This window comes from Klebsiella sp. (genome assembly GCF_027492335.1).
Lineage (GTDB): Bacteria > Pseudomonadota > Gammaproteobacteria > Enterobacterales > Enterobacteriaceae > Klebsiella > Klebsiella huaxiensis.
This window is the reverse complement of record NZ_JAPUEW010000004.1, coordinates 70,204-93,971: the sequence shown is the minus strand read 5'-3', so window position 1 is coordinate 93,971 and position 23,768 is coordinate 70,204. Positions and strand designations below refer to the sequence as shown.

Sequence of the window (23,768 nt, the reverse complement as noted above, 5' to 3'; positions counted from 1 at the left end):
CCCCCTTTAATTTTGTATAACCGGGTGTGGCGCTGCGCTTCCCCGGCCTACTAAACGATTAATCGATGGTACGTTGAATCTCGATAATTTCGAACACTTCGATCATATCGCCAACGCGAACGTCGTTGTAGTTCTTAACACCGATACCACATTCCATGCCGTTACGGACTTCGTTAACGTCATCTTTGAAGCGACGCAGGGATTCCAGCTCACCTTCATAGATAACCACGTTGTCACGCAGTACGCGGATTGGGTTATGACGTTTAATCGTCCCTTCGGTAACCATACAGCCCGCGATGGCACCGAATTTCGGTGATTTGAACACATCACGCACTTCAGCAAGACCAATAATCTGCTGTTTCAGTTCCGGAGACAGCATGCCGCTCATTGCCGCTTTCACTTCGTCGATCAGATGATAGATGACGGAGTAGTAGCGCAGATCCAGACTTTCCGCGTCGATAACTTTACGAGCAGATGCATCGGCACGTACGTTAAAGCCAACCAGAATAGCATTGGATGCAGCCGCCAGGGTTGCGTCGGTTTCGGTGATACCACCTACGCCGGAACCGATAATTTTCACTTTCACTTCGTCAGTAGACAGTTTCAGTAAAGAATCGGAGATAGCTTCCACAGAGCCCTGAACATCCGCTTTCAGTACGACATTCACTTCGTGAACTTCGCCCTCGGTCATGTTAGCAAACATGTTCTCGAGTTTAGATTTCTGCTGACGCGCCAGCTTAACTTCGCGGAATTTACCCTGACGATACAACGCAACTTCACGCGCTTTTTTCTCGTCACGAACAACAGTCACTTCATCACCGGCAGCCGGAACACCGGACAGACCGAGGATTTCAACCGGAATGGACGGACCCGCTTCCAGTACTTCCTGACCCAGTTCGTTACGCATTGCACGAACGCGACCATACTCGAAGCCACACAGAACGATATCGCCCTTATGCAGCGTGCCTTCACGAACCAGAACGGTAGCAACCGGACCACGACCTTTATCAAGGAAGGATTCGATAACCGCGCCGCTCGCCATACCATTGCGAACCGCTTTCAGTTCCAGAACTTCAGCCTGCAGCAGGATAGCATTCAGCAAATCGTCAATACCGGTACCCGCTTTTGCAGATACAGGGATGAACTGCGCTTCGCCGCCCCACTCTTCCGGCATAACACCGTACTGGGACAGTTCGTTCTTAACGCGATCCATATCAGCTTCTGGTTTGTCGATTTTGTTTACCGCAACGACTAAAGGAACCTGCGCCGCTTTCGCGTGCTGGATAGCTTCAATAGTCTGCGGCATAACGCCATCATCGGCAGCAACAACCAGAACAACAATATCTGTCGCCTGAGCACCACGAGCACGCATGGAAGTAAATGCGGCGTGACCCGGGGTATCCAGGAAGGTGATCATACCGTTATCAGTTTCAACGTGATAAGCACCGATATGCTGGGTAATACCACCCGCTTCGCCGGATGCGACTTTAGTTGAACGAATATAGTCGAGCAGAGAAGTTTTACCGTGGTCGACGTGACCCATGATGGTCACAACCGGTGCCCGCGGTTCAGCCGCAGCGCCAGTATCGCGGTCGCTCATTACCGCTTCTTCCAGCTCATTCTCACGACGCAGGGTCACTTTGTGGCCCATCTCTTCGGCAACCAGCTGTGCGGTTTCCTGGTCGATGACCTGGTTGATGGTAGCCATTGCGCCCAATTTCATCATTGCTTTGATGACCTGAGAGCCTTTGACTGCCATTTTGTTCGCCAGATCGCCAACGGTGATGGTTTCGCCAATCACAACATCACGGTTAACTGCCTGAGCTGGCTTCTGGAAACCTTGTTGCAGAGCAGAACCTTTACGATGCTTGCCGCCTTTGCCACCGCGAACAGCTGCACGGGCTTCTTCACGATCGGCTTTAGACTCAGCGTGTTTATTACCTTTCTTCGCCGGACGCGCAGCCTTAGTACTACGGGTACGACCACGACCACCTTCTACTTCACGATCGTTATCATCTTCAGCCTGACGCGCATGCTGAGAAGTCGTTACGTGATAGTCGGTAGTTTCTTCAGGGGTTTCTGGAGTTTCAGTCCAGTTCTTTTCATTTTCTTGAGCCATACGGCGTGCTTCTTCCGCTACACGGCGCGCTTCTTCTTCAAGTTTGCGGCGTGCTTCTTCTTCCGATTTGCGCTTCAGCTCCGCTGCTTCGTTCTCGCGGCGGGACTTCTCAGCCTGGGCGGTTTTGGTCATATCGTCGGTTTGTTGATTGCTCACTTTGTCTTTTTCCGCGGCTTCACGTTTCGCTTTCTCAGCGAGTTCACGTTTAGCTTGTTCTGCGGCCTCACGTTCAGCTTTTAATTGCGCCTCGCGTTTGGCCGATTCTTCTGCCTCACGACGGGCTTGCTCTTCCGCTTCACGCTGCGCCTGCTCTTCCGCGGCAAGGCGTTCAGCCTCTTGCGGATCGCGTTTCACAAAGGTGCGTTTCTTGCGGACTTCGATTTGTACCGATTTACTCTTTCCACCGGTACCTGGAATATTTAACGTGCTGCGCGTTTTGCGCTGCAGCGTCAGCTTGTCGGGCGCCGAGCCGTGTTCACGGTTCAGGTGCGTCAACAAGGTTTGCTTCTCTTGCGCGGTCACAGAATCATCAACCGATTTGCGAATCCCTGCATCAGCAAATTGCTGTATCAGGCGATCCACAGAGGTCTGAATTTCTGAGGCCAGCGCTTTAATGGTCACATCTGTCATGCTGTTCCTTCCTGCTACAGTTTATTACGCTTCGTCGCCGAACCAACAAATATTACGTGCGGCCATGATGAGCTCTCCGGCTTTTTCGTCAGTTAAGCCTTCGATATCAGCCAGATCATCAATGCCCTGCTCGGCGAGATCTTCCAGCGTACAAACACCACGGGCAGCCAGGGTAAATGCCAGAGAGCGGTCCAAACCTTCCAGATTCAATAAATCATCTGCAGGTTTGCTGTCTCCCAGACTTTCTTCCTTAGCCAGCGCCAGCGTGGTCAGCGCATTTTTCGCACGCTCACGAAGTGCTTCAACGGTGGATTCATCCAGACCGTCAATTTCTAGCAGTTCTTTCATTGGCACGTAGGCCAGTTCTTCCAGAGTGGCGAAACCTTCTTCAACCAGCAGTGTGGCGAAATCTTCATCAATATCAAGATATTTAGTGAAGGTATCAATTGCTGCATGAGCTTCAGCCTGATGCTTAGCCTGTAGGTCGTCAACGGTCATGACGTTGAGTTCCCAACCACTCAGTTGCGAAGCAAGACGCACGTTTTGACCATTACGACCAATTGCCTGCGCCAGATTGCCTGCTTCTACTGCGATATCCATGGTGTGTTTGTCTTCATCCACCACGATAGACGCAACGTCAGCCGGTGCCATCGCGTTAATCACGAACTGCGCCGGATTATCGTCCCAAAGAACGATATCGATACGTTCACCACCCAGCTCAGTTGAAACTGCCTGAACGCGCGCACCGCGCATACCTACGCAAGCACCGACCGGGTCAATACGCTTGTCGTTGGTTTTCACTGCGATTTTAGCACGAGAGCCAGGGTCGCGAGCGGCGGCTTTAATTTCGAGAACTTCTTCACCAATTTCTGGAACCTCAATGCGGAACAATTCGATCAGCATTTCTGGTTTAGAACGGGTGACAAATAGCTGAGCACCACGTGCTTCTGGGCGTACTGCATACAGTACACCACGGATACGATCGCCCGGACGGAAGTTTTCACGCGGCAGCATATCTTCACGCAGGATCACAGCTTCAGCATTACTACCAAGATCCAGCGTAATATTGTCGCGATTCACCTTTTTCACTACGCCGGTGATAATTTCACCTTCGTGCTCACGGAACTGATCGACGACCATTGCACGCTCGGCTTCACGCACTTTTTGTACGATAACCTGCTTCGCTGTCTGTGTAGTGATACGGTCAAAAGTGACGGATTCGATCTGATCTTCGACGTAGTCGCCAGGATTCATGCTTTCGTCTTCGTAGCGTGCAGCTTCCAGCGTGATCTCACGAGTCGGCATTGTCACTTCTTCGACGACCAGCCAGCGACGGTAGGTATCGAAATCACCGCTTTTACGATCGATTTCTACGCGAACATCGATCTCTTGCTCGTATTTTTTCTTGGTAGCCGTTGCTAGCGCACTTTCCAACGCTTCGAAAATCTTCTCACGTGGCAGCGCCTTTTCGTTGGAAACGGCTTCAACAACAGCCAAAATTTCTTTGTTCATCGGGGCCTTTCACCTCAATCCAGACTGTTAAAAGTGGGGAACCAGGTTCGCCTTCTGGATGTTACTCAGCGCGAACACTTCATCTTTGCCTTCGACGGTTACCGTGATCATCTCACCGTCTACCGCTTTGATAATGCCCTGCCATTTGCGTCGGTTTTGTACCGCCATGCGCAGAACCAGCGAAACCTCTTCACCGGAGAAACGCTCATAGTGTTCGGCGGTAAACATTGGACGCTCAAGACCTGGGGAAGAAACCTCCAGATTATAAGCGACGGTGATCGGGTCTTCGACATCCATGACAGCACTGACCTGGTGGCTCACATCAGCACAATCATCAACATTGATGCCATTTTCACTATCAATATAGATGCGCAGTGTGGATGTGCGACTGCGAATAAATTCGATGCCAACCAGCTCAAAGCCAAGCGCTTCAACTGGCGCAGTGAGCATCTCTGTTAATTTTTGCTCTAATGTGGACAAACCCACCCCCAAGACATAAAAAAAGGGCGTATAGCCCAGTTATTCTGAAGTCAGATAACAAAAAACCCCGATAAATCGGGGCTTTAGATAACTGAACCCTGAGATCGCAACTGCGATCTGGAACACTTTCCAGAAGAATTCTTTCAAATTCGGCTACGAAGGACCCGGTCCTCACAGTATATTTGAAAAAGTACTTAATGGGAAAGTGGTTGCGGGGGCCGGATTTGAACCGACGACCTTCGGGTTATGAGCCCGACGAGCTACCAGGCTGCTCCACCCCGCGCCTGAAACGTGGCATATTTTACTCGCTTTGAGTAAAAGACGCAAATACTGCTGGGATTTGGTACCGAGGACGGGACATAAAATCGTGGTGAATTGTATTAATACATCATATATTTTGTCAACATGAATTTCACATTACCCGGTTTTCGTTTGTACTGGTATTTCAGGGGTTTTTTAGTAAAAAGACAATCAGCCCCTTCCTGTCTCCAGCAAAAGATGATTAAATGAAAACTCACAATTAATGCATAAACATGCAATTAAGATTGTTGAGTCGAACTCACCACAGTCTATCTAGCAGGGTTTTATTTTATGACGACGATTCTCAAGCATCTCCCGGTTGGTCAACGTATTGGTATCGCTTTCTCTGGTGGACTGGATACCAGTGCCGCACTGCTTTGGATGCGCAAAAAAGGCGCAGTCCCCTATGCATATACCGCCAACCTCGGCCAGCCAGACGAAGACGATTATGATGCCATTCCTCGTCGTGCTAAAGAATATGGTGCAGAAGGCGCTCGTCTGATCGACTGCCGTAAGCAACTGGTCGCTGAAGGCATCGCCGCCATTCAGTGTGGTGCATTTCATAACACCACCGGTGGATTGACCTACTTTAACACGACTCCTTTGGGTCGCGCTGTCACCGGTACCATGCTGGTTGCCGCGATGAAAGAAGATGGTGTAAACATCTGGGGCGACGGTAGCACCTATAAAGGCAACGATATCGAACGCTTCTATCGTTATGGTCTGCTAACCAATGCCGAGCTGCAAATTTACAAACCATGGCTGGATAGCGACTTTATCGATGAGTTAGGCGGCCGCCTGGAAATGTCCGAGTTTATGATTTCCTGTGGCTTCGATTATAAAATGTCCGTTGAAAAAGCCTACTCCACTGACTCCAACATGCTGGGCGCAACGCACGAAGCCAAAGATCTTGAGTTTCTGAACTCCAGCGTCAAGATTGTTAACCCGATCATGGGTGTCAAATTCTGGGACGAAAACGTCAAAATTCCTGCGGAAGAAGTTACCGTTCGTTTTGAACAGGGTCACCCGGTTGCGCTGAATGGACAGACCTTCAGTGATGACGTTGAGCTGATGATGGAAGCCAACCGCATCGGCGGTCGCCATGGTCTGGGTATGAGCGATCAGATTGAAAACCGTATTATTGAAGCGAAGAGCCGTGGGATTTATGAAGCCCCGGGGATGGCGCTGCTGCATATTGCTTATGAGCGTCTGCTGACCGGTATTCACAATGAAGACACTATCGAGCAATACCATGCGCATGGTCGCCAGCTGGGTCGCCTGCTGTATCAAGGACGCTGGTTTGACTCTCAAGCACTGATGCTGCGTGACGGTCTGCAACGCTGGGTGGCAAGCCAAATCACTGGCGAAGTGACTCTGGAACTGCGTCGTGGCAACGACTACTCCATCCTGAATACTGTCTCTGATAATCTGACTTATAAGGCAGAGCGTTTGACGATGGAAAAAGGCGACTCGATGTTCTCCGCCGAGGATCGTATTGGCCAGTTAACCATGCGTAACCTGGATATCACTGATACCCGCGAGAAGCTGTTTGGCTACGCTCAGTCTGGACTACTGACGGCCTCTTCTGCTACCGGCTTACCGCAGGTGGAAAACCTGGAGAATAAAGGTAAGTAGTTTCCAGAGAAAATACCGAAGGCCGCGCTAGCGGCCTTTTTTATACAGCAAACAACGGCATCAAGGCGAAGCGGAGTAATAACAGGAGCGATGCTTCTTTTCGCTTTCTTTAGACGAAAAAAAAGACGCTTTTCAGCGTCTTTTCTTCGAAATATTGGTACCGAGGATGGGACTCGAACCCACAAGCCCGTTAGGGCACTACCACCTCAAGGTAGCGTGTCTACCAATTCCACCACCTCGGTACGGATACTATTTATTAGCGCGGGATATCACTGCTCGGCTGGGCCGGAGCTGTCGGCTGAGTTTGCTCAGTTTTTGGAGCACTCAGATTATCCCACTCACTTCCTTTATTGGTCTTGTTGCTGTTGATGTTACCCAGCGCCAGACTGATGATGAAGAACAGCGCAGCAAGAATGCCTGTCATGCGGGTCATGAAGTTACCTGAACCACTAGAACCAAACAACGTGCCGGAAGCGCCTGCTCCGAAGGAGGCTCCCATATCAGCGCCTTTACCTTGCTGCAGCATAATCAGACCAACCAGGCCAATCGCCACAATAAGGAAAACAACTAAAAGAGCTTCGTACATAATCAACCTGTTCCTTGCGGATTCGCCGCATACCAAGTGCTTCGACCAATAAAGCGGGACGTTTTGATGTTTCCCACTGAAGCGGGTGTGAATACTAACCAAAGCGAATGACCTTCGCAAGGGCAATTTCAGCGCATTGTATCAAGTGCGGAAAAAAACAGCAAAAAACGTTTATTTGTCGATTATAAGGCGACAAGCGCCGCCTTTTTAATCACTTAGCCAGATATATCAAACGCTCTTAACTGCATCAGCGATACGATGAGCAAACTCATGTACCTGCTCTTGATGTTCACCTTCTACCATCACACGAATTAGCGGCTCAGTTCCTGATTTACGCAGTAACACACGCCCCCGGTTACCCAGCGCGGTTTCCACTTCTGCCGTTACCGCTTTCACATGTTCATGTTCCAGTGGATTACCGCTACCTTCAGTAAAGCGAACATTGACCAGAATTTGCGGGAACATTTTCATACCACTGCATAAGTCATGTAGACTCATGTGGTTACGCGCCATTGCCGCAACCACCTGCAGGCTGGCGACGATACCATCTCCCGTCGTAGTCTTATCCAACAGAATCACGTGACCAGAGTTTTCCGCACCGATACGCCAGCCTTTCTCCTGAAGTTTCTCCAGTACATAGCGGTCCCCTACTTTTGCACGAACAAAAGGAATACCTAGCTGTTTGAGCGCCAGTTCCAGACCCATGTTGCTCATGAGTGTCCCAACGGCACCGCCTCTTAGCTGCCCCTGACGTAACCCTTCACGGGCAATGATGTAGAGAATCTGGTCACCATCAACTTTGTTGCCTTCATGGTCAACCATAATGACGCGGTCGCCATCACCATCATAAGCAATACCCAAGTCAGCTTTTTCTGCCAATACGCGGGCCTGTAGAGCACGAACGTCTGTCGCTCCAACTTCTTCATTGATATTGAGACCATCAGGCTCGCAGCCCATTGTAATAACCTGAGCACCCAGCTCACGGAAAACGCTTGGGGCAATATGGTAAGTCGCCCCATGAGCACAATCGACCACGACTTTCAGAGCATTAAGGCTCAGCTCGTTCGGGAAGGTTCCCTTACAAAATTCAATATAGCGACCTGCTGCATCAACAATACGGCTGGCTTTACCCAGTTCTGCAGAATCTACGCAGGTGAGTTCCTTTTCCATCTCGGCTTCAATGGCTTCTTCAACTTCATCCGGTAACTTAGTGCCCTCGATGGAGAAAAATTTAATACCATTGTCATAGAACGGATTATGCGAGGCGGAAATCACAATCCCGGCTTCGGCACGGAACGTACGCGTCAGATAGGCGATTGCCGGAGTTGGCATCGGCCCGGTAAAGGAAGCAGATAGTCCCGCAGCAGCCAAACCGGCTTCCAGCGCAGACTCCAGCATATAGCCAGAAATACGTGTATCTTTACCTATAATAATTTTACGCGATCCATGGCGTGCCAGCACTTTTCCTGCCGCCCAGCCAAGCTTCAATACAAATTCCGGCGTAATTGGCGCATCACCTACGCGGCCACGAATACCATCAGTCCCAAAATATTTACGGTTACTCATAACGTTTATTTTCCTTAGCGGCCAAGGTAGCTTCCACCACACGCAGCGCTTCTACCGTTTCTTTGACATCATGGACGCGGATAATCTGCGCGCCCTGCATTGCTGCAATGACTGCGCAAGCCAGGCTACCATTCAGGCGCTCTGTCGGCCCAACATTAAGTAGCTGACCTACCATTGACTTACGCGACATACCTACCAGTAGCGGGAGACCGAAATGATGGAATTCCCCAAGCCGGGCAAGCAGTTCATAATTATGAGAAAGATTTTTACCGAAACCGAATCCCGGGTCGAGCAGCAATTTCTCTTTTGAGATACCAGCCTGCTCGCAACGCACAATATGTTCGACAAAAAAGCGCTCAACATCAGCAAAGACATCAGCATACTTTGGCGCTTCCTGCATTGTTTTCGGCTGTCCCTGCATGTGCATGAGACATACAGGTAACCCGGTTTCAGCTGCCGCTTCCAGCGCACCTGGCTCCGTGAGCGAACGAATATCATTGATGATATGCGCGCCGACCCGCGCTGACTCTCGAATGACTTCCGGCTTCGATGTATCAACGGAAATCCACACCTCGAAGCGCTGAGCAATAGCTTCCACCGCTGGAATCACTCGTGCCAGCTCCTCCTCAACGCTAACATCCACAGCCCCCGGGCGTGTCGATTCTCCGCCGATATCAATGATAGTTGCCCCTGCATTGATCATCAGATTGGCATGTTTAACCGCTTCCACCAACGTATTGTGGGTTCCGCCGTCAGAGAACGAGTCCGGGGTAACGTTAAGAATACCCATCACATGTGGGTGAGAGAGATCGAGGGTTGAGCCCTGGGCTACGAGTTTCATCACAAAATCCCTGAATCAGAGAGAGGTTAAAAAAGAAAAACCCCGGAGCGGATGCCCAGGGGTTTTAGAAAAGTACAGCAGATCAATAGCGGCTAACTTATTTGTCGCCTAGCTGTTCTGACATGGTGTTGCCCGGGTTTGGCGTACGCGGTTCATCGACCGGACGCGGCGCACTCGGGGTGCCATTATTGCCAGAATTATTAGATGAACCCGGTTCTTCCCAGCCAGCTGGCGGGCGAACATCGCGGCGAGCCATCAGATCATCAATCTGCGGTGCATCGATGGTCTCATATTTCATGAGCGCATCTTTCATCGCGTGCAGGATGTCCATGTTATCGTTCAGAAGGCGACGTGCACGATCGTAGTTACGCTCAATCAGCGATTTCACTTCCTGGTCGATAATACGTGCCGTTTCATCGGACATATGCTTCGCTTTCGCAACGCTACGGCCAAGGAATACTTCGCCTTCTTCTTCCGCATACAGCAGCGGACCGAGTTTGTCAGAGAAGCCCCACTGGGTCACCATGTTACGCGCCAGGTTAGTCGCGACTTTAATGTCGTTCGACGCCCCGGTAGAAACATGCTCTACGCCGTAGATAATCTCTTCTGCAAGACGACCACCGTACAGAGTTGAGATCTGACTTTCCAGTTTCTGACGGCTGGCGCTGATTGCGTCGCCTTCAGGCAAGAAGAAGGTCACACCCAACGCACGTCCGCGCGGAATAATCGTCACTTTATGCACCGGATCGTGTTCCGGAACCAGACGACCAATAATCGCGTGGCCAGCTTCGTGATACGCGGTGGATTCCTTCTGCGCTTCTGTCATCACCATGGAGCGACGTTCCGCGCCCATCATGATTTTGTCTTTCGCTTTCTCGAACTCAACCATCGAAACAACACGCTTGTTGCCACGCGCAGCGAACAACGCAGCTTCGTTCACCAGGTTTGCCAGGTCAGCACCGGAGAAACCAGGTGTTCCGCGGGCAATGATTGCTGCATCGATATCAGGAGACAGCGGTACGCGACGCATGTGAACTTTAAGAATCTGTTCACGGCCACGGACATCCGGCAGACCCACCACAACCTGACGGTCAAAACGGCCAGGACGCAGCAGAGCCGGGTCAAGTACGTCAGGACGGTTAGTCGCAGCAATCACGATAATGCCTTCATTACCTTCGAAGCCATCCATCTCAACCAGCATTTGGTTCAGAGTCTGCTCACGTTCATCATGACCGCCGCCAAGACCGGCGCCACGCTGGCGACCAACGGCATCGATTTCATCGATGAAGATAATGCATGGAGCCGCTTTCTTGGCCTGTTCGAACATGTCACGCACACGTGATGCACCGACACCCACAAACATTTCAACAAAGTCAGAGCCCGAAATAGTAAAGAACGGTACTTTAGCTTCGCCAGCGATCGCTTTCGCCAACAGCGTTTTACCCGTACCCGGAGGACCAACCATCAGGACGCCTTTCGGGATTTTACCGCCCAGTTTCTGGAAGCGGCTTGGCTCGCGCAGGTATTCAACCAGTTCAGCCACTTCCTCTTTTGCTTCGTCACAACCCGCAACATCGGCAAAAGTGGTTTTGATCTGATCCTCTGTCAACATGCGCGCTTTGCTCTTACCGAACGACATGGCACCTTTGCCACCGCCGCCCTGCATCTGACGCATGAAGAAGATCCAGACACCAATCAACAACAGCATTGGGAACCAGGAAATGAAGATAGAAGCCAGCAGGCTTGGCTCTTCTGGCGGTTCGCCAACCACTTTGACGTTTTTCGTCAACAGGTTATCGAGCAGCTTCGGATCGTTAACCGGAATGTAAGTCGTGTAACGGTTACTATCTTTCTTGGTAACGTTAATCTCACGTCCGTTGATACGCGCTTCGCGAACCTGGTCCTGATTGACCTCTTGCAGGAAGGTTGAATAATCTACCTTTCGGCCATTCGACTCGCTGGGCCCAAAGCTCTGGAATACTGACATCAGCACAACGGCAATGACCAGCCAGAGTATTAGGTTTTTCGCCATGTCACTCAAGGGATTAACCTCTTATTACAACTGTGTTAAAAACAGCGTCAGGATACTCTATATCCAGTTTCTTTCAAACTTTCGTTTGAAATCTACCGGTTATGGTTTACGCCCGGTCGCTACAATGTACACTTCACGCGAACGGGCGCGAGAAGAGTCCGGCTTACGAACTTTGACCTTCGTAAACAGGGAGCGAATCTCTCTTAGATACTCATCGAAGCCTTCGCCCTGGAACACCTTCACTACAAAACTACCACCTGGCGCTAATACATCACGAGCCATTCCAAGCGCCAATTCCACCAGATACATGGCCCGGGGAATATCCACCGCCGGTGTTCCACACATATTTGGTGCCATATCGGACATGACCACTTGTACTTTACTGTCACCTACGCGCTCAAGTAACGCTTTCAGGACTAATTCATCACGAAAGTCACCCTGAAGGAAGTCCACACCGACGATTGGATCCATAGGTAAAAGATCGCAAGCAATGATGCGGCCGCTGTTACCGATCTGCGTAACCGCGTATTGCGACCAGCCACCGGGTGCAGCGCCGAGGTCAACAATCGTCATCCCCGGTTTAAAAATTTTGTCACTTTGCTGTATTTCATCAAGTTTAAACCAGGCACGGGAACGTAACCCCTTTTTCTGTGCCTGTTGAACATATTTATCGCTAAAGTGTTCCTGGAGCCAACGACTTGAGCTGGCAGAACGCTTTTTACCTGTCATTTAACATTCCCATTTCGGGTTCATCATACTTTGCGACGTAAAAATCGACACGGTAGTTTGGCGATATATGGGAGATGGCGGTAGAATGAACCGTTTTCAATCCCAACGTAAGCAAAAAAATACGATGAATCTGAGTACTAAACAAAAACAGCACCTGAAAGGTCTGGCACATCCGCTCAAGCCGGTAGTTATGCTTGGCAACAATGGTTTGACCGAAGGGGTACTGGCCGAGATTGAACAAGCGTTAGAGCACCATGAACTTATCAAGGTGAAGATCGCCTCGGAAGATCGCGACACTAAAACCTTGATCGTGGAAGCCATCGTGCGCGAAACCGGCGCCTGTAACGTACAGGTCATCGGTAAAACGCTGGTCCTGTATCGCCCGGCTAAAGAGCGTAAAATCTCGCTGCCACGCTAAGAATATCCTGGTTATCGACACAACTTTGTGTAAATCGAGGGTTTTCTGCGGGTAGACGAGCAAAATGCCATGCTCCGGACGTTGATAAAAGGCCGCTATGCGGCCTTTTTCCTTTCTTTACAATCCATCAACATCGTAGCCGTAAATTCGGATTAAAGGTACTCAACCTTAATAATTTCGAATTCGACTTCACCGCCTGGTGTACGGATTACGACAACATCATCCTGTTCTTTACCGATCAGGCCACGTGCAATCGGCGAGTTTACAGAAATCAGATTTTGCTTAAAATCAGCTTCATCGTCGCCAACGATACGGTAAGTCTGCTCTTCATCGGTATCAAGATTCAGAACGCTGACCGTAGAACCAAAAATCACCCGACCATTGTTGGGCATTTTGGTGATATCGATAACCTGCGCATTCGACAGTTTCGCTTCGATATCCTTAATGCGACCTTCACAAAAACCCTGCTGTTCACGAGCGGCATGATACTCAGCATTCTCTTTCAGATCGCCGTGCTCACGGGCATCAGCGATAGCTGCAATAATTTCAGGGCGGCGCACGGACTTCAGAAAATCCAGTTCTTCGCGCAATTTTTCAGCGCCACGTAAGGTCATCGGAATAGCTTGCATTTGTTATACCTCTTTATCATTCTTTCATGGAACGGACACCGCCGTTCCGCAACCGGCCAAGCCTTAAGCAAGACAGGAGCAAAAAGAAAACCGACCCGGGAAGCAATCCCCAGGTCAGCAGCAATTTTCAATTTGATATGTATTTTACCCTGAAGTTCACTATGGGTCATCGTTTACTTTACAGGGTGTTGCACCGTAGTATGACGGCTCGGTTTCAGGTTGTTAGCGCGAGATTATGCGATTTTCCAGATTTATCATCGGATTGACTGCCGGCATAGCGATTAGCGCTCAAGCGGCGAATATTGACGAGTACATCAACCAGCTTCCTGCGGGTGCGAACCTTGCCTTTATGGCACAAAAGGTAGGCTCCCCGACGCCGGAGATAGACTTTCACAGCCAACAAATGGCGCTCCCAGCCAGTACCCAGAAAGTGATAACCGCTCTGGCCGCGCTGCTGCAACTGGGTCCGAATTTCCGCTTCACTACGACGCTGGAAACTAAAGGCAATCTTGAAGGTGGCGTACTAAAGGGCGATCTTATTGCCCGTTTCGGCGGCGATCCAACGCTTAAACGCCAGGATATACGTAATATGGTCGCCACGTTGAAAAAAGCGGGTGTCCAGCGTATTGAAGGCAATGTGCTTATCGATACTTCTGTGTTTGCCAGTCATGACAAAGCGCCAGGATGGCCGTGGAATGATATGACACAATGCTTTAGCGCGCCCCCCGCGGCGGCTATTGTCGATCGCAACTGCTTCTCCATTTCGCTCTACAGCGCGCAAAAGCCGGGAGATCTGGCGTTTATCCGCGTGGCATCTTACTACCCGGTGACCATGTTCAGCCAGGTGCGCACTTTGGCCCGCGGCTCTTCTGAAGCACAATACTGTGAGCTTGATGTGGTCCCCGGCGATCTAAATCGCTACACCTTGACCGGATGTCTGCCGCAGCGCAGCGAGCCGTTACCGCTGGCCTTCGCCATCCAGGATGGTGCGGGCTATGCCGGTGCGATTCTGAAATCTGAACTGACTGATGCCGGTATTACCTGGAGCGGTACGCTGCTGCGCCAGACATTGGCTAACGACCCCGGTACCGTGCTTGCAACAACCCAATCTGCACCGCTGCACGACCTGCTGCGGATCATGCTGAAAAAATCAGACAATATGATTGCCGATACCGTATTTCGTACCATTGGACACGCCCGTTTCGGCGTACCGGGCACCTGGCGAGCGGGTTCCGATGCAGTACGGCAAATCCTGCGCCAGCAGGCCAGTGTGGATCTCGGGAATACCATTATTGCCGATGGCTCAGGTCTGTCGCGCCATAACCTCATCGCACCCGCGACGATGATGCAAGTGCTGCAGTACATTGCTCAGCACGATAACGAGCTTAACTTTATCTCAATGCTGCCACTGGCTGGCCATGATGGTTCTCTGCAATACCGTGCAGGTCTACATCAGGCAGGGGTTGATGGAAAAGTGTCGGCCAAAACGGGTTCACTGCAAGGGGTGTATAACCTGGCCGGGTTCATCACTACAGCCAGCGGGCAGAAGGTCGCTTTCGTGCAATATTTATCAGGCTATGCCGTACCGCCAGCCGATCAGCGCAATCGACGTATTCCGCTCGTGCGGTTTGAGAGCCGCCTGTACAAAGACCTGTATCAGAATAACTAAAGCAAAAGGGCCGCATCATATGCGGCCCTTTCAGTTTATCCAGGTTAACGTTTGTAGATGAATTCGACGCCTTCTTCGTCGTCTTCGTCCCAATCGTCATCCCAATCTTCATCATCTTCCACTTCAGCTTCTTCAAGCTGCTGACGGTGGTAGTCATCCCACATAAACTCGACTTTTTCTGCGGGCTTCGCTTCTTCCGCATGAACGATTGGATTTTCGATGATAAAGGTCATCACGTCCCAGCACAGATCCTTCACCCCCTGCTGGCTGGCGGCAGAAATCAGATAGAACTTGTCTTCCCAGCCCAGCGCTTCAGCAATGGTTTTCGCTTTGGCTTCCGCCTCGACTTTATCCATCAGGTCGATTTTGTTAAAGACCAGCCAACGCGGTTTAGAAGCCAGTTTCTCGCTGTACTTCTCCAGCTCACCGATAATGATCCGCGCGTTCTCAACCGGATCGGAGCCGTCAATCGGTTCGATATCAATGAGGTGCAAGAGTACACGGCAGCGTTCAAGGTGCTTCAGGAAGCGAATACCAAGACCGGCTCCCTCTGCTGCACCTTCAATCAGTCCTGGGATATCCGCAACGACGAAGCTCTTCTCGTTGTCCATACGCACAACACCGAGGCTCGGTACCAGCGTAGTAAACGGATAATCAGCGACTTTGGGCTTCGCTGCTGAGACTGCACGAATAAAGGTGGATTTACCCGCATTCGGCATTCCCAGCATCCCTACGTCTGCCAGCAGCATCAGCTCCAGTTGCAGATCGCGTTTATCGCCTGGTGTACCCATGGTTTTCTGACGCGGGGTACGGTTGACGGACGATTTGAAGCGGGTGTTACCCAGACCGTGCCAGCCGCCTTTTGCGACCATCAGACGTTGACCGTGCTTGGTCATATCGCCCATCGTCTCACCGGTCCCCTGGTCAATCACACGGGTCCCTACCGGCACCTTCACCGTCACATCTTTACCGCGCTTACCGGTACAATCGCGACTCTGACCATTCTGTCCACGCTCAGCGCGGAAGGACTTCTCAAAACGGTAGTCGATCAAGGTATTCAGGTTCTCATCCGCTTCAAGCCAGACATCACCACCATCACCACCATCACCACCGTCCGGGCCGCCTCTCGGGATATATTTTTCGCGGCGGAAGCTAACGCAACCATTGCCGCCATCACCTGCTACGACCAGGATCGTTGCTTCATCAACAAACTTCATTTTACTCTCCGTAAATCATTCGCCTGAGCGGGGCAGCGGCACAACCGCTCCTCGCTTTCGCCACCGTCCCCAAAGACGATGGCCGACGGCGGAATACATCGCGCCCGCAACCACGACAAACGCACCGAGATAACCCATCAGGTTCAACAGCGGTCTGGCGAAAACGTCTGGCCAGGCCAGTGATAATAAATCTGAAAATAACAGCGTAAACAGCGGCGTTAAGGTAATCAACGCGCTCACTTGCGCCGCCTGCCAGCGCGCCATAGCTTCCGCCAGCGCACCGTAGCCCACCAGAGTATTCAACCCGCAAAAAACCAGGCAGGCCAGTTGCCAGTCGCTTAGTGCCAGTACCTGCGATGGTGTCGCTAACGGCAGAAGCGCTATCGTACATAAAGTGTACAGCAAAAAAAGGATCTGCTGTGATGCCAGACGGCGTAATAACACCTTTTGCGCGACGCCATAACTCACCCACACCGTCGCGGCCCCAACACCAAAAATTACCCCCCACGTGTAATCAGTCAGGCGGGTAAAAATCTCAATCAGGCTGGTGTTGAAGAACATCACCAGACCGCTAACCAGCATCATCGCCCCCACAATCTGAGTGCCGCGCATTCTCTCTTTGAGGATAAAAACGCTGGCAACCATCATACCGACAGGGGACAACTGACCAATCACCTGGGAAGCGGTGGGACTGAGATATTGCAGGGAAGAACTAAACAGAATGAAGTTACCGAACAAACCACCTGTCGCAATAGCCAGCAGTATCAGCCAGCGCGGCTTGCGAAAGATGCGCAGCGGAGGTAGCTTTCTTTTGATAGCCAGGATGGCCCCAAGACCAAAACTTGCCATCAAGAAGCGATAAAAGACCACCGTCGGTGGCTCCATCACTTCAAGAACCTGCTTCATAGCGATCGGCAAAGCACCCCAGCACATTGCAGTGGTGAGCGCTAAAAGAATGCCGATGCCGGCCTGCTGCTTCATGCCCGTTTTCCCTGCAGAAAAATATCCGGGATTCTAATGTAAAAAGCCCCGCAACACGTTGCGGGGCTTTAATCCGTTACCGGACCACGAAAAACTTACTCAGCAACGATGCTGATGTATTTACGGTTGTTCGGGCCTTTAACTTCAAATTTCACTTTGCCGTCTGCTTTAGCAAACAGAGTGTGGTCACGACCGCAACCTACGTTAGTGCCTGCGTGGAATTTGGTACCACGTTGACGAACGATGATGCTACCCGCCAGAACGGATTCGCCACCGAAACGCTTAACGCCAAGGCGTTTAGCTTCTGAATCGCGACCGTTACGAGTTGAGCCGCCAGCCTTTTTATGTGCCATTTAAATCTCTCCTCAGGTCTTAGGCGCTGATGCCAGTAATTTTCACATCAGTGAACCACTGACGATGGCCCTGCTGCTTACGGTAGTGTTTACGACGACGAAACTTAACGATTTTAACTTTCTCGCCACGACCATGAGCAACAACTTCAGCTTTGATTACGCCGCCCTCAACAAAAGGAACGCCGATCTTAATTTCTTCACCGTTTGCGATCATCAGCACTTCAGCGAACTCAACAGCTTCGCCAGTTGCGATGTCCAGCTTTTCCAGGCGAATGGTTTGACCTTCGCTTACTCGGTGTTGTTTACCACCACTTTGGAAAACCGCGTACATATAAAACTCCGCTTCCGCGCACCTCTTCGTATGATTCAGAGTGCACTATAAATATTCACAATAGGGCGCGAATATTACGCAAAACGCGAGCCTTTGACAAGAGCGATCAGCGATCAACGCAGAAAAAAAACACAACTTTCACTACAACGTTTATCTACGCCAATTTTTCAGTACAATCACTTATTCTTTTAATTCTATCTTAATCCTTCTGTGATCCCATTCGGATACGCGGTAACAGGACATTTGGCCCGGCTTTTGCGATGAATTTAGAAAAAATCAATGAGTTAACCGCGCAGGATATGGCGGGCGTCAATGCGACAATCCTTAAGCAACTCGACTCTGATGTTCAGCTTATCAATCAGTTAGGCTTTTACATCGTCAGTGGAGGCGGCAAACGTATTCGTCCGATGATCGCCGTGCTGGCCGCACGGGCCGTCGGTTACCAGGGTAACGCGCACGTCACCATCGCCGCTCTGATCGAATTTATCCATACCGCCACCCTCCTGCATGATGACGTCGTCGATGAGTCAGACATGCGCCGAGGAAAAGCTACAGCAAACGCCGCTTTTGGCAACGCAGCAAGCGTACTGGTGGGTGATTTCATCTATACACGCGCCTTTCAGATGATGACCGCTCTTGGTTCATTGAAGGTTTTGGAAGTGATGTCAGAAGCCGTTAACGTCATTGCAGAAGGCGAAGTTCTGCAATTAATGAACGTCAACGATCCCGACATCACTGAAGAAAACTATATGCGGGTTATTTACAGCAAGACCGCCCGCCTGTTTGAAGCCGCAGCCCAGTGTTCCGGGATTCTGGCCGACTGTACTGCAGAACAAGAGAAAGCGTTGCAGGATTACGGACGCTATCTGGGTACTGCTTTCCAGCTAATCGATGATTTACTCGACTACAGTTCCGATGGCGAGCGTCTTGGCAAAAACGTCGGGGATGATCTCAACGAAGGCAAACCCACCCTTCCGCTGCTGCACGCAATGCGTCATGGCACAGTAGAGCAATCCGCTATGATTCGTGGCGCGATTGAGCAGGGTAACGGCCGTCACCTGCTGGAAGCCGTACTGGAAACCATGGCGGCCTGCGGTTCGCTTGAATGGACCCAAAAACGCGCAGAGGAAGAGGCGGATAAAGCAATTGCCGCACTTCAGGTCCTTCCTGACTCCCAGTGGCGCGAAGCGCTAATTGGTCTCGCCCATATTGCGGTACAACGCGATCATTAATCTCACCCTCACTTTCCCGCGCACCGAGCGGGAAAGTTCCAATAAAACTCAATAACGCCTCCAATAACTTGATGTATTCCTAATATCCATCTCATTAAAAGAACTTGTTAGAACAATACTGGAACTCAAGGTATAGTCATTTCGTCGCTCGTTAAGGACGATCGGATCTTTATTACCAGGAGAATTTATGGATAAGTTCATTGACTGGCATCCGGCGGATATCATTGCTGGATTACGCAAAAAAGGGACGTCGCTGGCGGCTGAATCGCGGCGTAATGGTTTGAGTTCCTCCACGCTTGCCAATGCGTTAACCCGCCCCTGGCCCAAAGGTGAGCTAATTATTGCGAACGCGCTGGAGACAACGCCATGGGTCATTTGGCCATCGCGCTATCACGACCCCAATACCCATCAGTTTATCGACAGGACGCAGATGATGCGTCAAAGGAAGAATAACAAGTAAAGCGAGGTCATACAGACAACAGCCCCCGGACAAGCGTCAGAGGGCTGCTGCCGCTACAGGTTTATTCGCCTTTGACGCGTTCGATATTTGCGCCCAACGCCTGCAGTTTGTCTTCGATACGTTCGTACCCACGGTCAATGTGATAGATACGATCGACAATCGTCGTACCCTCCGCAATGCAGCCCGCCAGCACCAGACTTGCTGACGCACGTAAATCGGTCGCCATCACCTGAGCACCAGAAAGCTGCTCTACGCCGTGACAAATCGCCGTATTACTCTCGATTTCCGCATGAGCGCCCATACGGATCAGTTCCGGTATGTGCATAAAGCGGTTTTCAAAGATGGTTTCGGTGATCACACCCGTTCCCTCTGCAACCAAATTCAGTAAGGTAAACTGAGCCTGCATATCGGTCGGGAAACCCGGGTGTGGAGCAGTGCGAACGTTGACGGCCTTCGGACGATGACCATGCATATCCAGACTAATCCAGTCCTCACCCGTTTCGATATCTGCACCGGCATCACGGAGCTTCGCCAGAACAGCATCCAGGGTATCAGGCTGGGCATTACGGCACAGGATCTTACCGCCAGAAATGGCGGCAGCCACCAGGAAAGTACCCGTTTCGATACGATCTGGTAGAACACGGTATACGCCGCCGCCCAGACGCGCGACGCCTTCGATGATGATGCGATCGGTACCCTGACCTTTGATCTTCGCACCCAGCGTATTCAGGAAGTTCGCGGTATCGACAATTTCCGGCTCGCGCGCGGCGTTTTCGATAACAGTAGTGCCTTCCGCCAGCGTCGCAGCACTCATGATGGTCACAGTCGCACCAACGCTGACCTTATCCATCACGATATGCGCGCCCTTTAAACGCCCATTGACCGACGCTTTAACATAGCCTTCTTCCAGTTTGATTTCCGCGCCCAGTTGTTCAAGACCGGTGATATGCAAATCAACCGGACGAGCGCCAATGGCGCAGCCGCCTGGCAGTGAAACCTGGCCCTGACCAAAACGAGCCACCAGCGGCCCCAGCGCCCAAATAGAGGCGCGCATGGTTTTAACCAAATCGTACGGAGCACAGAAGACGTCAACTGGGCCAGCATCGATCCATACAGAACCATTACGCTTAACGTTCGCGCCCAACTGGCTCAGCAGTTTCATGGTGGTATCAATGTCTTTCAGCTTCGGTACGTTTTGGATCTCAATCGGCTCGTCGGCTAACAGCGCGGCAAAGAGGATTGGCAGGGCGGCGTTTTTCGCACCGGAAATCGTGACTTCGCCCTGAAGACGAGTCGGCCCCTGAACACGGAATTTATCCATTGATTCTGTTCTCTGTTAAGAATTCACATACGCTGTGGGGAACATCCCCACAGCTTATAAGCCATTTAGTTTGCGGTCACGCGCCCACTCCTGCGGGGTAAACGCTTTAATCGACAGAGCATGGATGCGGTTGTCGGCAATAAATTCCATTAACGGGGCGTAGATAGCCTGTTGCTTCTTGACCCGGCTCATGCCGTCGAACATCTCACCCACAGCAATAACCTGAAAGTGGCTGCCATCGCCAGAGACGTGGACTTCCTGAAGGGAGAGTGCGTTCATCAGCACGGTCTGAATTTCATGATTTTCCATGGGCTAGTTTTATCTGATAGTGAAAACAGCCCAACATCTTAGAGGAAAGTGACGCGGTCTTAAACAAGCAAAAAGCCCCATCGAAAAGTTTGATGAGGCTTTCAGAATAGCTTTAGCAGTAAGACACTGAAAAATTATGGGATCATGTCGTCCGGGAGGTTGTAAAGACCGATCAGGGTTTGCACGTTTTCACTCTTACCCATTAACCGTGCTGCCCGGCCCTGACGACGAATCAGAGCAATGAAATGCACCAATAGCGCCAGACCTGCAGTGTCCACGCGGGTCACCTCATTCAGATCAATTACCGACACGCCATCCGTCGCCTGCGTGCGAGCTTCCCAGAGCGGGACCAGCAGATCCTGGTCCAGCTCCCCGTGCAGCACTAGCGTCTCACCATCGCGAGTCCAGCTCAGCTGCCCGGTCATTATTTTTTCTGTTCCAGGGTAATCGGCTGTGCGGAGCTTGCCTTCAGTTGCGCCGTCAGTCCATCTACGCCTTTAGTTCGCAGCAGATCGCTCCACTCGTTCTGTTTGGTGGTGATCATGCTCACTCCTTCCGCAATCATGTCGTAAGCCTGCCAGTTGCCAGTCTGGGTATTTTTACGCCACTGGAAATCCAGACGAACCGGCGGACGGCCGTTCGGGTCAAGGATTGTCACGCGGATAGGAATAATAGTCGCATCGCCCAGCGGCTGCTCCGGTGCAATCTGATAGGTCTGACCGTGATACATCGCCAGCGCCTGGCCGTAGGCTTGTTTCAAATATTCGCGGAAGGCGGCAAAATAGGCTTCACGCTGCGCGGGGGTCGCTTCTTTGTAATAACGGCCCAGCACCAGCGCGCCAGCATATTTCACCTGAACATATGGCAGCAGTTCCTGATCGACGATGTCGCGCAGGTAGTTCGGGTTAGCCTGGATCTTCGGCTGCTCATTCTTCAGGCGATCAAAGGTTTTCTGCGCCGCTTCATCCATCAGCTTGTACGGATTAGATTGATCCGCAGCGGTCGCGGCAGTCAAGGGGGCAATCACCAGCATGGCGACCATTAGTAAGCGTTTAAACATATCTTATCTCCTGAAATTAATGCGTCGTGCCGGCTGGCTGCGTAGCGTCAGTATGACTCTCTCCCGCCGCCTGATCATCGCCAGAATTCTTATTGTCACTCCCCTTACTGTTGTAAAGGAACTGACCAATCAGGTCTTCCAGCACCATCGCGGATTTGGTGTCCTGAATGGTGCCGCCATCTTTAAGGATAGATGTTCCCAGCTCAGGGTCTTCAAAGCCAATGTTCATCGCCAGGTACTGCTCACCCAGCAAACCGGAAGTTCTGATTGCCAGCGAGCTGGTATCCGGAATGTGGTTGTAACGCTCATCAATATCGAGGGCCACACGCGGCAGATAGGTTTTCGGATCGAGCGTGATATCCGCCACGCGCCCTACGACAACACCACCAATACGTACCGGAGACCGCGCTTTCAGACCGCCAATATTGTCAAAGGTGGCGTAGAGTCTATAGGTCGGTTCGGTACGCAAAGAGGTCACGTTTGCCGCCTTGAGGCAGACAAACAGCGCTGCCAGCAGCGCGACCAGTAAGAACACCCCTACCCAGATTTCATTTTTTCTCGTTTGCATGAACTCAATTCCCAAACATCAGCGCAGTCAGCACAAAATCCAGCCCCAGAACCGCCAGCGACGCATGTACCACGGTACGCGTTGTCGCCCGGCTAATCCCGGCGGAAGTGGGGATAGCGTCATAACCGTTAAATAACGCGATCCATGTTACCGTAATGGCGAAAACCAGACTCTTAATCAGGCAGTTAACCAGGTCCATCCGCCAGTCGACGGCATTTTGCATCGCAGTCCAGAAAAATCCGCCGTCGATGCCCTTCCAGCTAACGCCGACCAGCGAGCCTCCCCAGACGCCGACTGCCACGAAAATGATCGTCAACAACGGCAGTGAAATCACCCCGGCCCAGAAACGCGGAGAAATCACCCGGCGAAGCGGATCAACCGCCATCATCTCCATACTGGAGAGCTGCTCGGTCGCACGCATCAAGCCGATTTCAGCGGTCAGCGCCGAACCGGCACGCCCGGCGAACAGCAGCGCGGCGACAACCGGCCCCAGTTCACGCAGCAGAGACAACGCCACCAACATACCCAGACTGGTTTCGGCGCTATAGGTGGTTAAGACCAGATACCCCTGCAGCCCCAGAACCATACCAATAAACAGCCCCGAGACGATAATGATCAGCATCGACAACACGCCGACGTTGTATAGCTGACGCATCAGCAGCGGCGCATGCTTACGAAACTCGGGCTTGCCCACTACAGCGTTGAAGAGCATTAATCCAGCACGCCCGAACGTCGCGATACTTTTAATACCACGATGTCCGAGCGCGGCCAGCGCATTTAACAGCATGAG

General features: G+C 51.4%; 24 protein-coding genes and 2 tRNA genes. 5 read left to right on the top strand and 21 right to left on the bottom strand.

Features of this window, described 5'->3' with window-relative positions:
* Window positions 1-58: 58 nt before the first annotated feature.
* The 4 genes from infB to QVF11_RS00670 all read right to left on the bottom strand — a co-directional run bounded on the left by infB (window position 59) and on the right by QVF11_RS00670 (window position 5,024).
* A complete protein-coding gene (infB, locus tag QVF11_RS00685; protein WP_112213568.1) occupies window positions 59-2,749 on the bottom strand; it encodes a translation initiation factor IF-2 in 2,691 nt (896 codons plus the stop codon).
* A 24-nt stretch (window positions 2,750-2,773) separates the two neighbouring features.
* A complete protein-coding gene (nusA, locus tag QVF11_RS00680; protein ID WP_110272868.1) occupies window positions 2,774-4,261 on the bottom strand; it encodes a transcription termination factor NusA in 1,488 nt (495 codons plus the stop codon).
* Window positions 4,262-4,288: 27 nt separating this feature from the next.
* Complete coding sequence (gene rimP, locus QVF11_RS00675) at window positions 4,289-4,741, bottom strand: ribosome maturation factor RimP (RefSeq protein WP_142512701.1); 453 nt, start codon at window positions 4,739-4,741, stop codon at window positions 4,289-4,291.
* 206 nt (window positions 4,742-4,947) lie between these two features.
* Window positions 4,948-5,024: transfer RNA gene (locus tag QVF11_RS00670), tRNA-Met, on the bottom strand.
* A 308-nt stretch (window positions 5,025-5,332) separates the two neighbouring features.
* On the opposite strand from QVF11_RS00670, the gene argG reads away from it, so the two are divergent.
* Window positions 5,333-6,676 carry an argininosuccinate synthase gene (gene argG / locus QVF11_RS00665; protein WP_112213567.1) on the top strand — a complete coding sequence of 448 codons (1,344 nt, stop codon included), beginning with the start codon at window positions 5,333-5,335 and terminating at the stop codon, window positions 6,674-6,676.
* 155 nt (window positions 6,677-6,831) lie between these two features.
* Here argG and QVF11_RS00660 read toward each other — a convergent pair.
* The 6 genes from QVF11_RS00660 to rlmE form a co-directional block, all read right to left on the bottom strand.
* Window positions 6,832-6,918: transfer RNA gene (locus QVF11_RS00660), tRNA-Leu, on the bottom strand.
* 14 nt (window positions 6,919-6,932) lie between these two features.
* Entirely contained in the window at window positions 6,933-7,262 is a 330-nt protein-coding gene (secG, locus tag QVF11_RS00655; RefSeq protein WP_112213566.1) for a preprotein translocase subunit SecG, read from the bottom strand.
* Window positions 7,263-7,490: 228 nt separating this feature from the next.
* Window positions 7,491-8,828, bottom strand: a complete 1,338-nt coding sequence (gene glmM, locus QVF11_RS00650) for a phosphoglucosamine mutase (protein ID WP_110272865.1) — start codon at window positions 8,826-8,828, stop codon at window positions 7,491-7,493.
* Window positions 8,821-9,669 carry a dihydropteroate synthase gene (gene folP, locus QVF11_RS00645; protein ID WP_181484727.1) on the bottom strand — a complete coding sequence of 283 codons (849 nt, stop codon included), beginning with the start codon at window positions 9,667-9,669 and terminating at the stop codon, window positions 8,821-8,823. The genes glmM and folP overlap by 8 nt, the downstream gene beginning before the upstream one ends.
* A 97-nt stretch (window positions 9,670-9,766) precedes the next feature.
* Window positions 9,767-11,701 (bottom strand): ATP-dependent zinc metalloprotease FtsH, encoded by a 1,935-nt coding sequence (gene ftsH / locus QVF11_RS00640; RefSeq protein WP_112213564.1) that lies wholly within the window; start codon window positions 11,699-11,701, stop codon window positions 9,767-9,769.
* 99 nt (window positions 11,702-11,800) lie between these two features.
* Complete coding sequence (rlmE, locus tag QVF11_RS00635; RefSeq protein WP_004106110.1) at window positions 11,801-12,430, bottom strand: 23S rRNA (uridine(2552)-2'-O)-methyltransferase RlmE; 630 nt, start codon at window positions 12,428-12,430, stop codon at window positions 11,801-11,803.
* A 124-nt stretch (window positions 12,431-12,554) separates the two neighbouring features.
* Between rlmE and yhbY the strand changes: the two genes are divergently transcribed.
* A complete protein-coding gene (yhbY, locus tag QVF11_RS00630; RefSeq protein WP_142512729.1) occupies window positions 12,555-12,848 on the top strand; it encodes a ribosome assembly RNA-binding protein YhbY in 294 nt (97 codons plus the stop codon).
* Window positions 12,849-13,000: 152 nt separating this feature from the next.
* Here the strand turns inward: yhbY and greA are convergent, their stop codons facing one another.
* Window positions 13,001-13,477, bottom strand: coding sequence for a transcription elongation factor GreA (greA, locus tag QVF11_RS00625; protein ID WP_112213563.1), 477 nt, complete (start codon window positions 13,475-13,477; stop codon window positions 13,001-13,003).
* 235 nt (window positions 13,478-13,712) lie between these two features.
* Here greA and dacB point away from each other — a divergent pair, with 235 nt between their 5' ends.
* Window positions 13,713-15,146: a serine-type D-Ala-D-Ala carboxypeptidase gene (gene dacB, locus QVF11_RS00620; RefSeq protein WP_287854756.1), complete on the top strand. Its 1,434-nt coding sequence runs from the start codon at window positions 13,713-13,715 to the stop codon at window positions 15,144-15,146.
* A 44-nt stretch (window positions 15,147-15,190) separates the two neighbouring features.
* On the opposite strand, the gene cgtA is transcribed toward dacB, so the two are convergent.
* The 4 genes from cgtA to rplU form a co-directional block, all read right to left on the bottom strand.
* Window positions 15,191-16,363 (bottom strand): Obg family GTPase CgtA, encoded by a 1,173-nt coding sequence (gene cgtA / locus QVF11_RS00615; protein WP_142512700.1) that lies wholly within the window; start codon window positions 16,361-16,363, stop codon window positions 15,191-15,193.
* Between the two features lie 15 nt (window positions 16,364-16,378).
* Window positions 16,379-17,344 carry a DMT family transporter gene (locus QVF11_RS00610; protein WP_112213560.1) on the bottom strand — a complete coding sequence of 322 codons (966 nt, stop codon included), beginning with the start codon at window positions 17,342-17,344 and terminating at the stop codon, window positions 16,379-16,381.
* 95 nt (window positions 17,345-17,439) lie between these two features.
* Complete coding sequence (gene rpmA / locus QVF11_RS00605; protein ID WP_003861831.1) at window positions 17,440-17,697, bottom strand: 50S ribosomal protein L27; 258 nt, start codon at window positions 17,695-17,697, stop codon at window positions 17,440-17,442.
* Between the two features lie 19 nt (window positions 17,698-17,716).
* On the bottom strand, window positions 17,717-18,028 hold the full coding sequence (gene rplU, locus QVF11_RS00600) for a 50S ribosomal protein L21 (RefSeq protein ID WP_004106123.1): 312 nt from the start codon (window positions 18,026-18,028) through the stop codon (window positions 17,717-17,719).
* Window positions 18,029-18,288: 260 nt separating this feature from the next.
* On the opposite strand from rplU, the gene ispB reads away from it, so the two are divergent.
* Window positions 18,289-19,260 (top strand): octaprenyl diphosphate synthase, encoded by a 972-nt coding sequence (gene ispB, locus QVF11_RS00595; RefSeq protein ID WP_287854751.1) that lies wholly within the window; start codon window positions 18,289-18,291, stop codon window positions 19,258-19,260.
* A 187-nt stretch (window positions 19,261-19,447) separates the two neighbouring features.
* Window positions 19,448-19,720 carry a DNA-binding transcriptional regulator SfsB gene (sfsB, locus tag QVF11_RS00590; RefSeq protein ID WP_110272857.1) on the top strand — a complete coding sequence of 91 codons (273 nt, stop codon included), beginning with the start codon at window positions 19,448-19,450 and terminating at the stop codon, window positions 19,718-19,720.
* A 61-nt stretch (window positions 19,721-19,781) separates the two neighbouring features.
* Here the strand turns inward: sfsB and murA are convergent, their stop codons facing one another.
* From murA to mlaE, 6 genes are all read right to left on the bottom strand, one after another.
* Window positions 19,782-21,041 carry a UDP-N-acetylglucosamine 1-carboxyvinyltransferase gene (murA, locus tag QVF11_RS00585; RefSeq protein ID WP_287854749.1) on the bottom strand — a complete coding sequence of 420 codons (1,260 nt, stop codon included), beginning with the start codon at window positions 21,039-21,041 and terminating at the stop codon, window positions 19,782-19,784.
* Between the two features lie 54 nt (window positions 21,042-21,095).
* Complete coding sequence (gene ibaG / locus QVF11_RS00580) at window positions 21,096-21,350, bottom strand: BolA family iron metabolism protein IbaG (RefSeq protein ID WP_110272855.1); 255 nt, start codon at window positions 21,348-21,350, stop codon at window positions 21,096-21,098.
* 134 nt (window positions 21,351-21,484) lie between these two features.
* Window positions 21,485-21,775: a lipid asymmetry maintenance protein MlaB gene (gene mlaB, locus QVF11_RS00575; protein WP_112213558.1), complete on the bottom strand. Its 291-nt coding sequence runs from the start codon at window positions 21,773-21,775 to the stop codon at window positions 21,485-21,487.
* Window positions 21,775-22,410 carry a phospholipid-binding protein MlaC gene (gene mlaC, locus QVF11_RS00570; RefSeq protein WP_112213557.1) on the bottom strand — a complete coding sequence of 212 codons (636 nt, stop codon included), beginning with the start codon at window positions 22,408-22,410 and terminating at the stop codon, window positions 21,775-21,777. Before mlaC ends, mlaB begins: the two co-directional genes overlap by 1 nt.
* 16 nt (window positions 22,411-22,426) lie before the next feature.
* A complete protein-coding gene (mlaD, locus tag QVF11_RS00565; protein WP_112213556.1) occupies window positions 22,427-22,978 on the bottom strand; it encodes an outer membrane lipid asymmetry maintenance protein MlaD in 552 nt (183 codons plus the stop codon).
* 4 nt (window positions 22,979-22,982) lie between these two features.
* Complete coding sequence (mlaE, locus tag QVF11_RS00560) at window positions 22,983-23,765, bottom strand: lipid asymmetry maintenance ABC transporter permease subunit MlaE (protein WP_110272851.1); 783 nt, start codon at window positions 23,763-23,765, stop codon at window positions 22,983-22,985.
* Window positions 23,766-23,768: the final 3 nt, after the last annotated feature.

What these genes read in the sequence shown, in the direction of transcription:
- folP (WP_181484727.1), bottom strand. Translation starts at nt 9,669, where the DNA reads ATGAAACTCGTAGCCCAGGGCTCAACCCTCGATCTCTCTCACCCACAT.
- mlaE (WP_110272851.1), bottom strand. Translation starts at nt 23,765, where the DNA reads ATGCTGTTAAATGCGCTGGCCGCGCTCGGACATCGTGGTATTAAAAGT.
- rpmA (WP_003861831.1), bottom strand. Translation starts at nt 17,697, where the DNA reads ATGGCACATAAAAAGGCTGGCGGCTCAACTCGTAACGGTCGCGATTCA.
- dacB (WP_287854756.1), top strand. Translation starts at nt 13,713, where the DNA reads ATGCGATTTTCCAGATTTATCATCGGATTGACTGCCGGCATAGCGATT.
- mlaB (WP_112213558.1), bottom strand. Translation starts at nt 21,775, where the DNA reads ATGACCGGGCAGCTGAGCTGGACTCGCGATGGTGAGACGCTAGTGCTG.
- ibaG (WP_110272855.1), bottom strand. Translation starts at nt 21,350, where the DNA reads ATGGAAAATCATGAAATTCAGACCGTGCTGATGAACGCACTCTCCCTT.
- secG (WP_112213566.1), bottom strand. Translation starts at nt 7,262, where the DNA reads ATGTACGAAGCTCTTTTAGTTGTTTTCCTTATTGTGGCGATTGGCCTG.
- ispB (WP_287854751.1), top strand. Translation starts at nt 18,289, where the DNA reads ATGAATTTAGAAAAAATCAATGAGTTAACCGCGCAGGATATGGCGGGC.
- nusA (WP_110272868.1), bottom strand. Translation starts at nt 4,261, where the DNA reads ATGAACAAAGAAATTTTGGCTGTTGTTGAAGCCGTTTCCAACGAAAAG.
- infB (WP_112213568.1), bottom strand. Translation starts at nt 2,749, where the DNA reads ATGACAGATGTGACCATTAAAGCGCTGGCCTCAGAAATTCAGACCTCT.
- cgtA (WP_142512700.1), bottom strand. Translation starts at nt 16,363, where the DNA reads ATGAAGTTTGTTGATGAAGCAACGATCCTGGTCGTAGCAGGTGATGGC.
- argG (WP_112213567.1), top strand. Translation starts at nt 5,333, where the DNA reads ATGACGACGATTCTCAAGCATCTCCCGGTTGGTCAACGTATTGGTATC.
- mlaD (WP_112213556.1), bottom strand. Translation starts at nt 22,978, where the DNA reads ATGCAAACGAGAAAAAATGAAATCTGGGTAGGGGTGTTCTTACTGGTC.
- greA (WP_112213563.1), bottom strand. Translation starts at nt 13,477, where the DNA reads ATGCAAGCTATTCCGATGACCTTACGTGGCGCTGAAAAATTGCGCGAA.
- QVF11_RS00610 (WP_112213560.1), bottom strand. Translation starts at nt 17,344, where the DNA reads ATGAAGCAGCAGGCCGGCATCGGCATTCTTTTAGCGCTCACCACTGCA.
- rlmE (WP_004106110.1), bottom strand. Translation starts at nt 12,430, where the DNA reads ATGACAGGTAAAAAGCGTTCTGCCAGCTCAAGTCGTTGGCTCCAGGAA.
- glmM (WP_110272865.1), bottom strand. Translation starts at nt 8,828, where the DNA reads ATGAGTAACCGTAAATATTTTGGGACTGATGGTATTCGTGGCCGCGTA.
- rplU (WP_004106123.1), bottom strand. Translation starts at nt 18,028, where the DNA reads ATGTACGCGGTTTTCCAAAGTGGTGGTAAACAACACCGAGTAAGCGAA.
- murA (WP_287854749.1), bottom strand. Translation starts at nt 21,041, where the DNA reads ATGGATAAATTCCGTGTTCAGGGGCCGACTCGTCTTCAGGGCGAAGTC.
- yhbY (WP_142512729.1), top strand. Translation starts at nt 12,555, where the DNA reads ATGAATCTGAGTACTAAACAAAAACAGCACCTGAAAGGTCTGGCACAT.
- ftsH (WP_112213564.1), bottom strand. Translation starts at nt 11,701, where the DNA reads ATGGCGAAAAACCTAATACTCTGGCTGGTCATTGCCGTTGTGCTGATG.
- sfsB (WP_110272857.1), top strand. Translation starts at nt 19,448, where the DNA reads ATGGATAAGTTCATTGACTGGCATCCGGCGGATATCATTGCTGGATTA.
- mlaC (WP_112213557.1), bottom strand. Translation starts at nt 22,410, where the DNA reads ATGTTTAAACGCTTACTAATGGTCGCCATGCTGGTGATTGCCCCCTTG.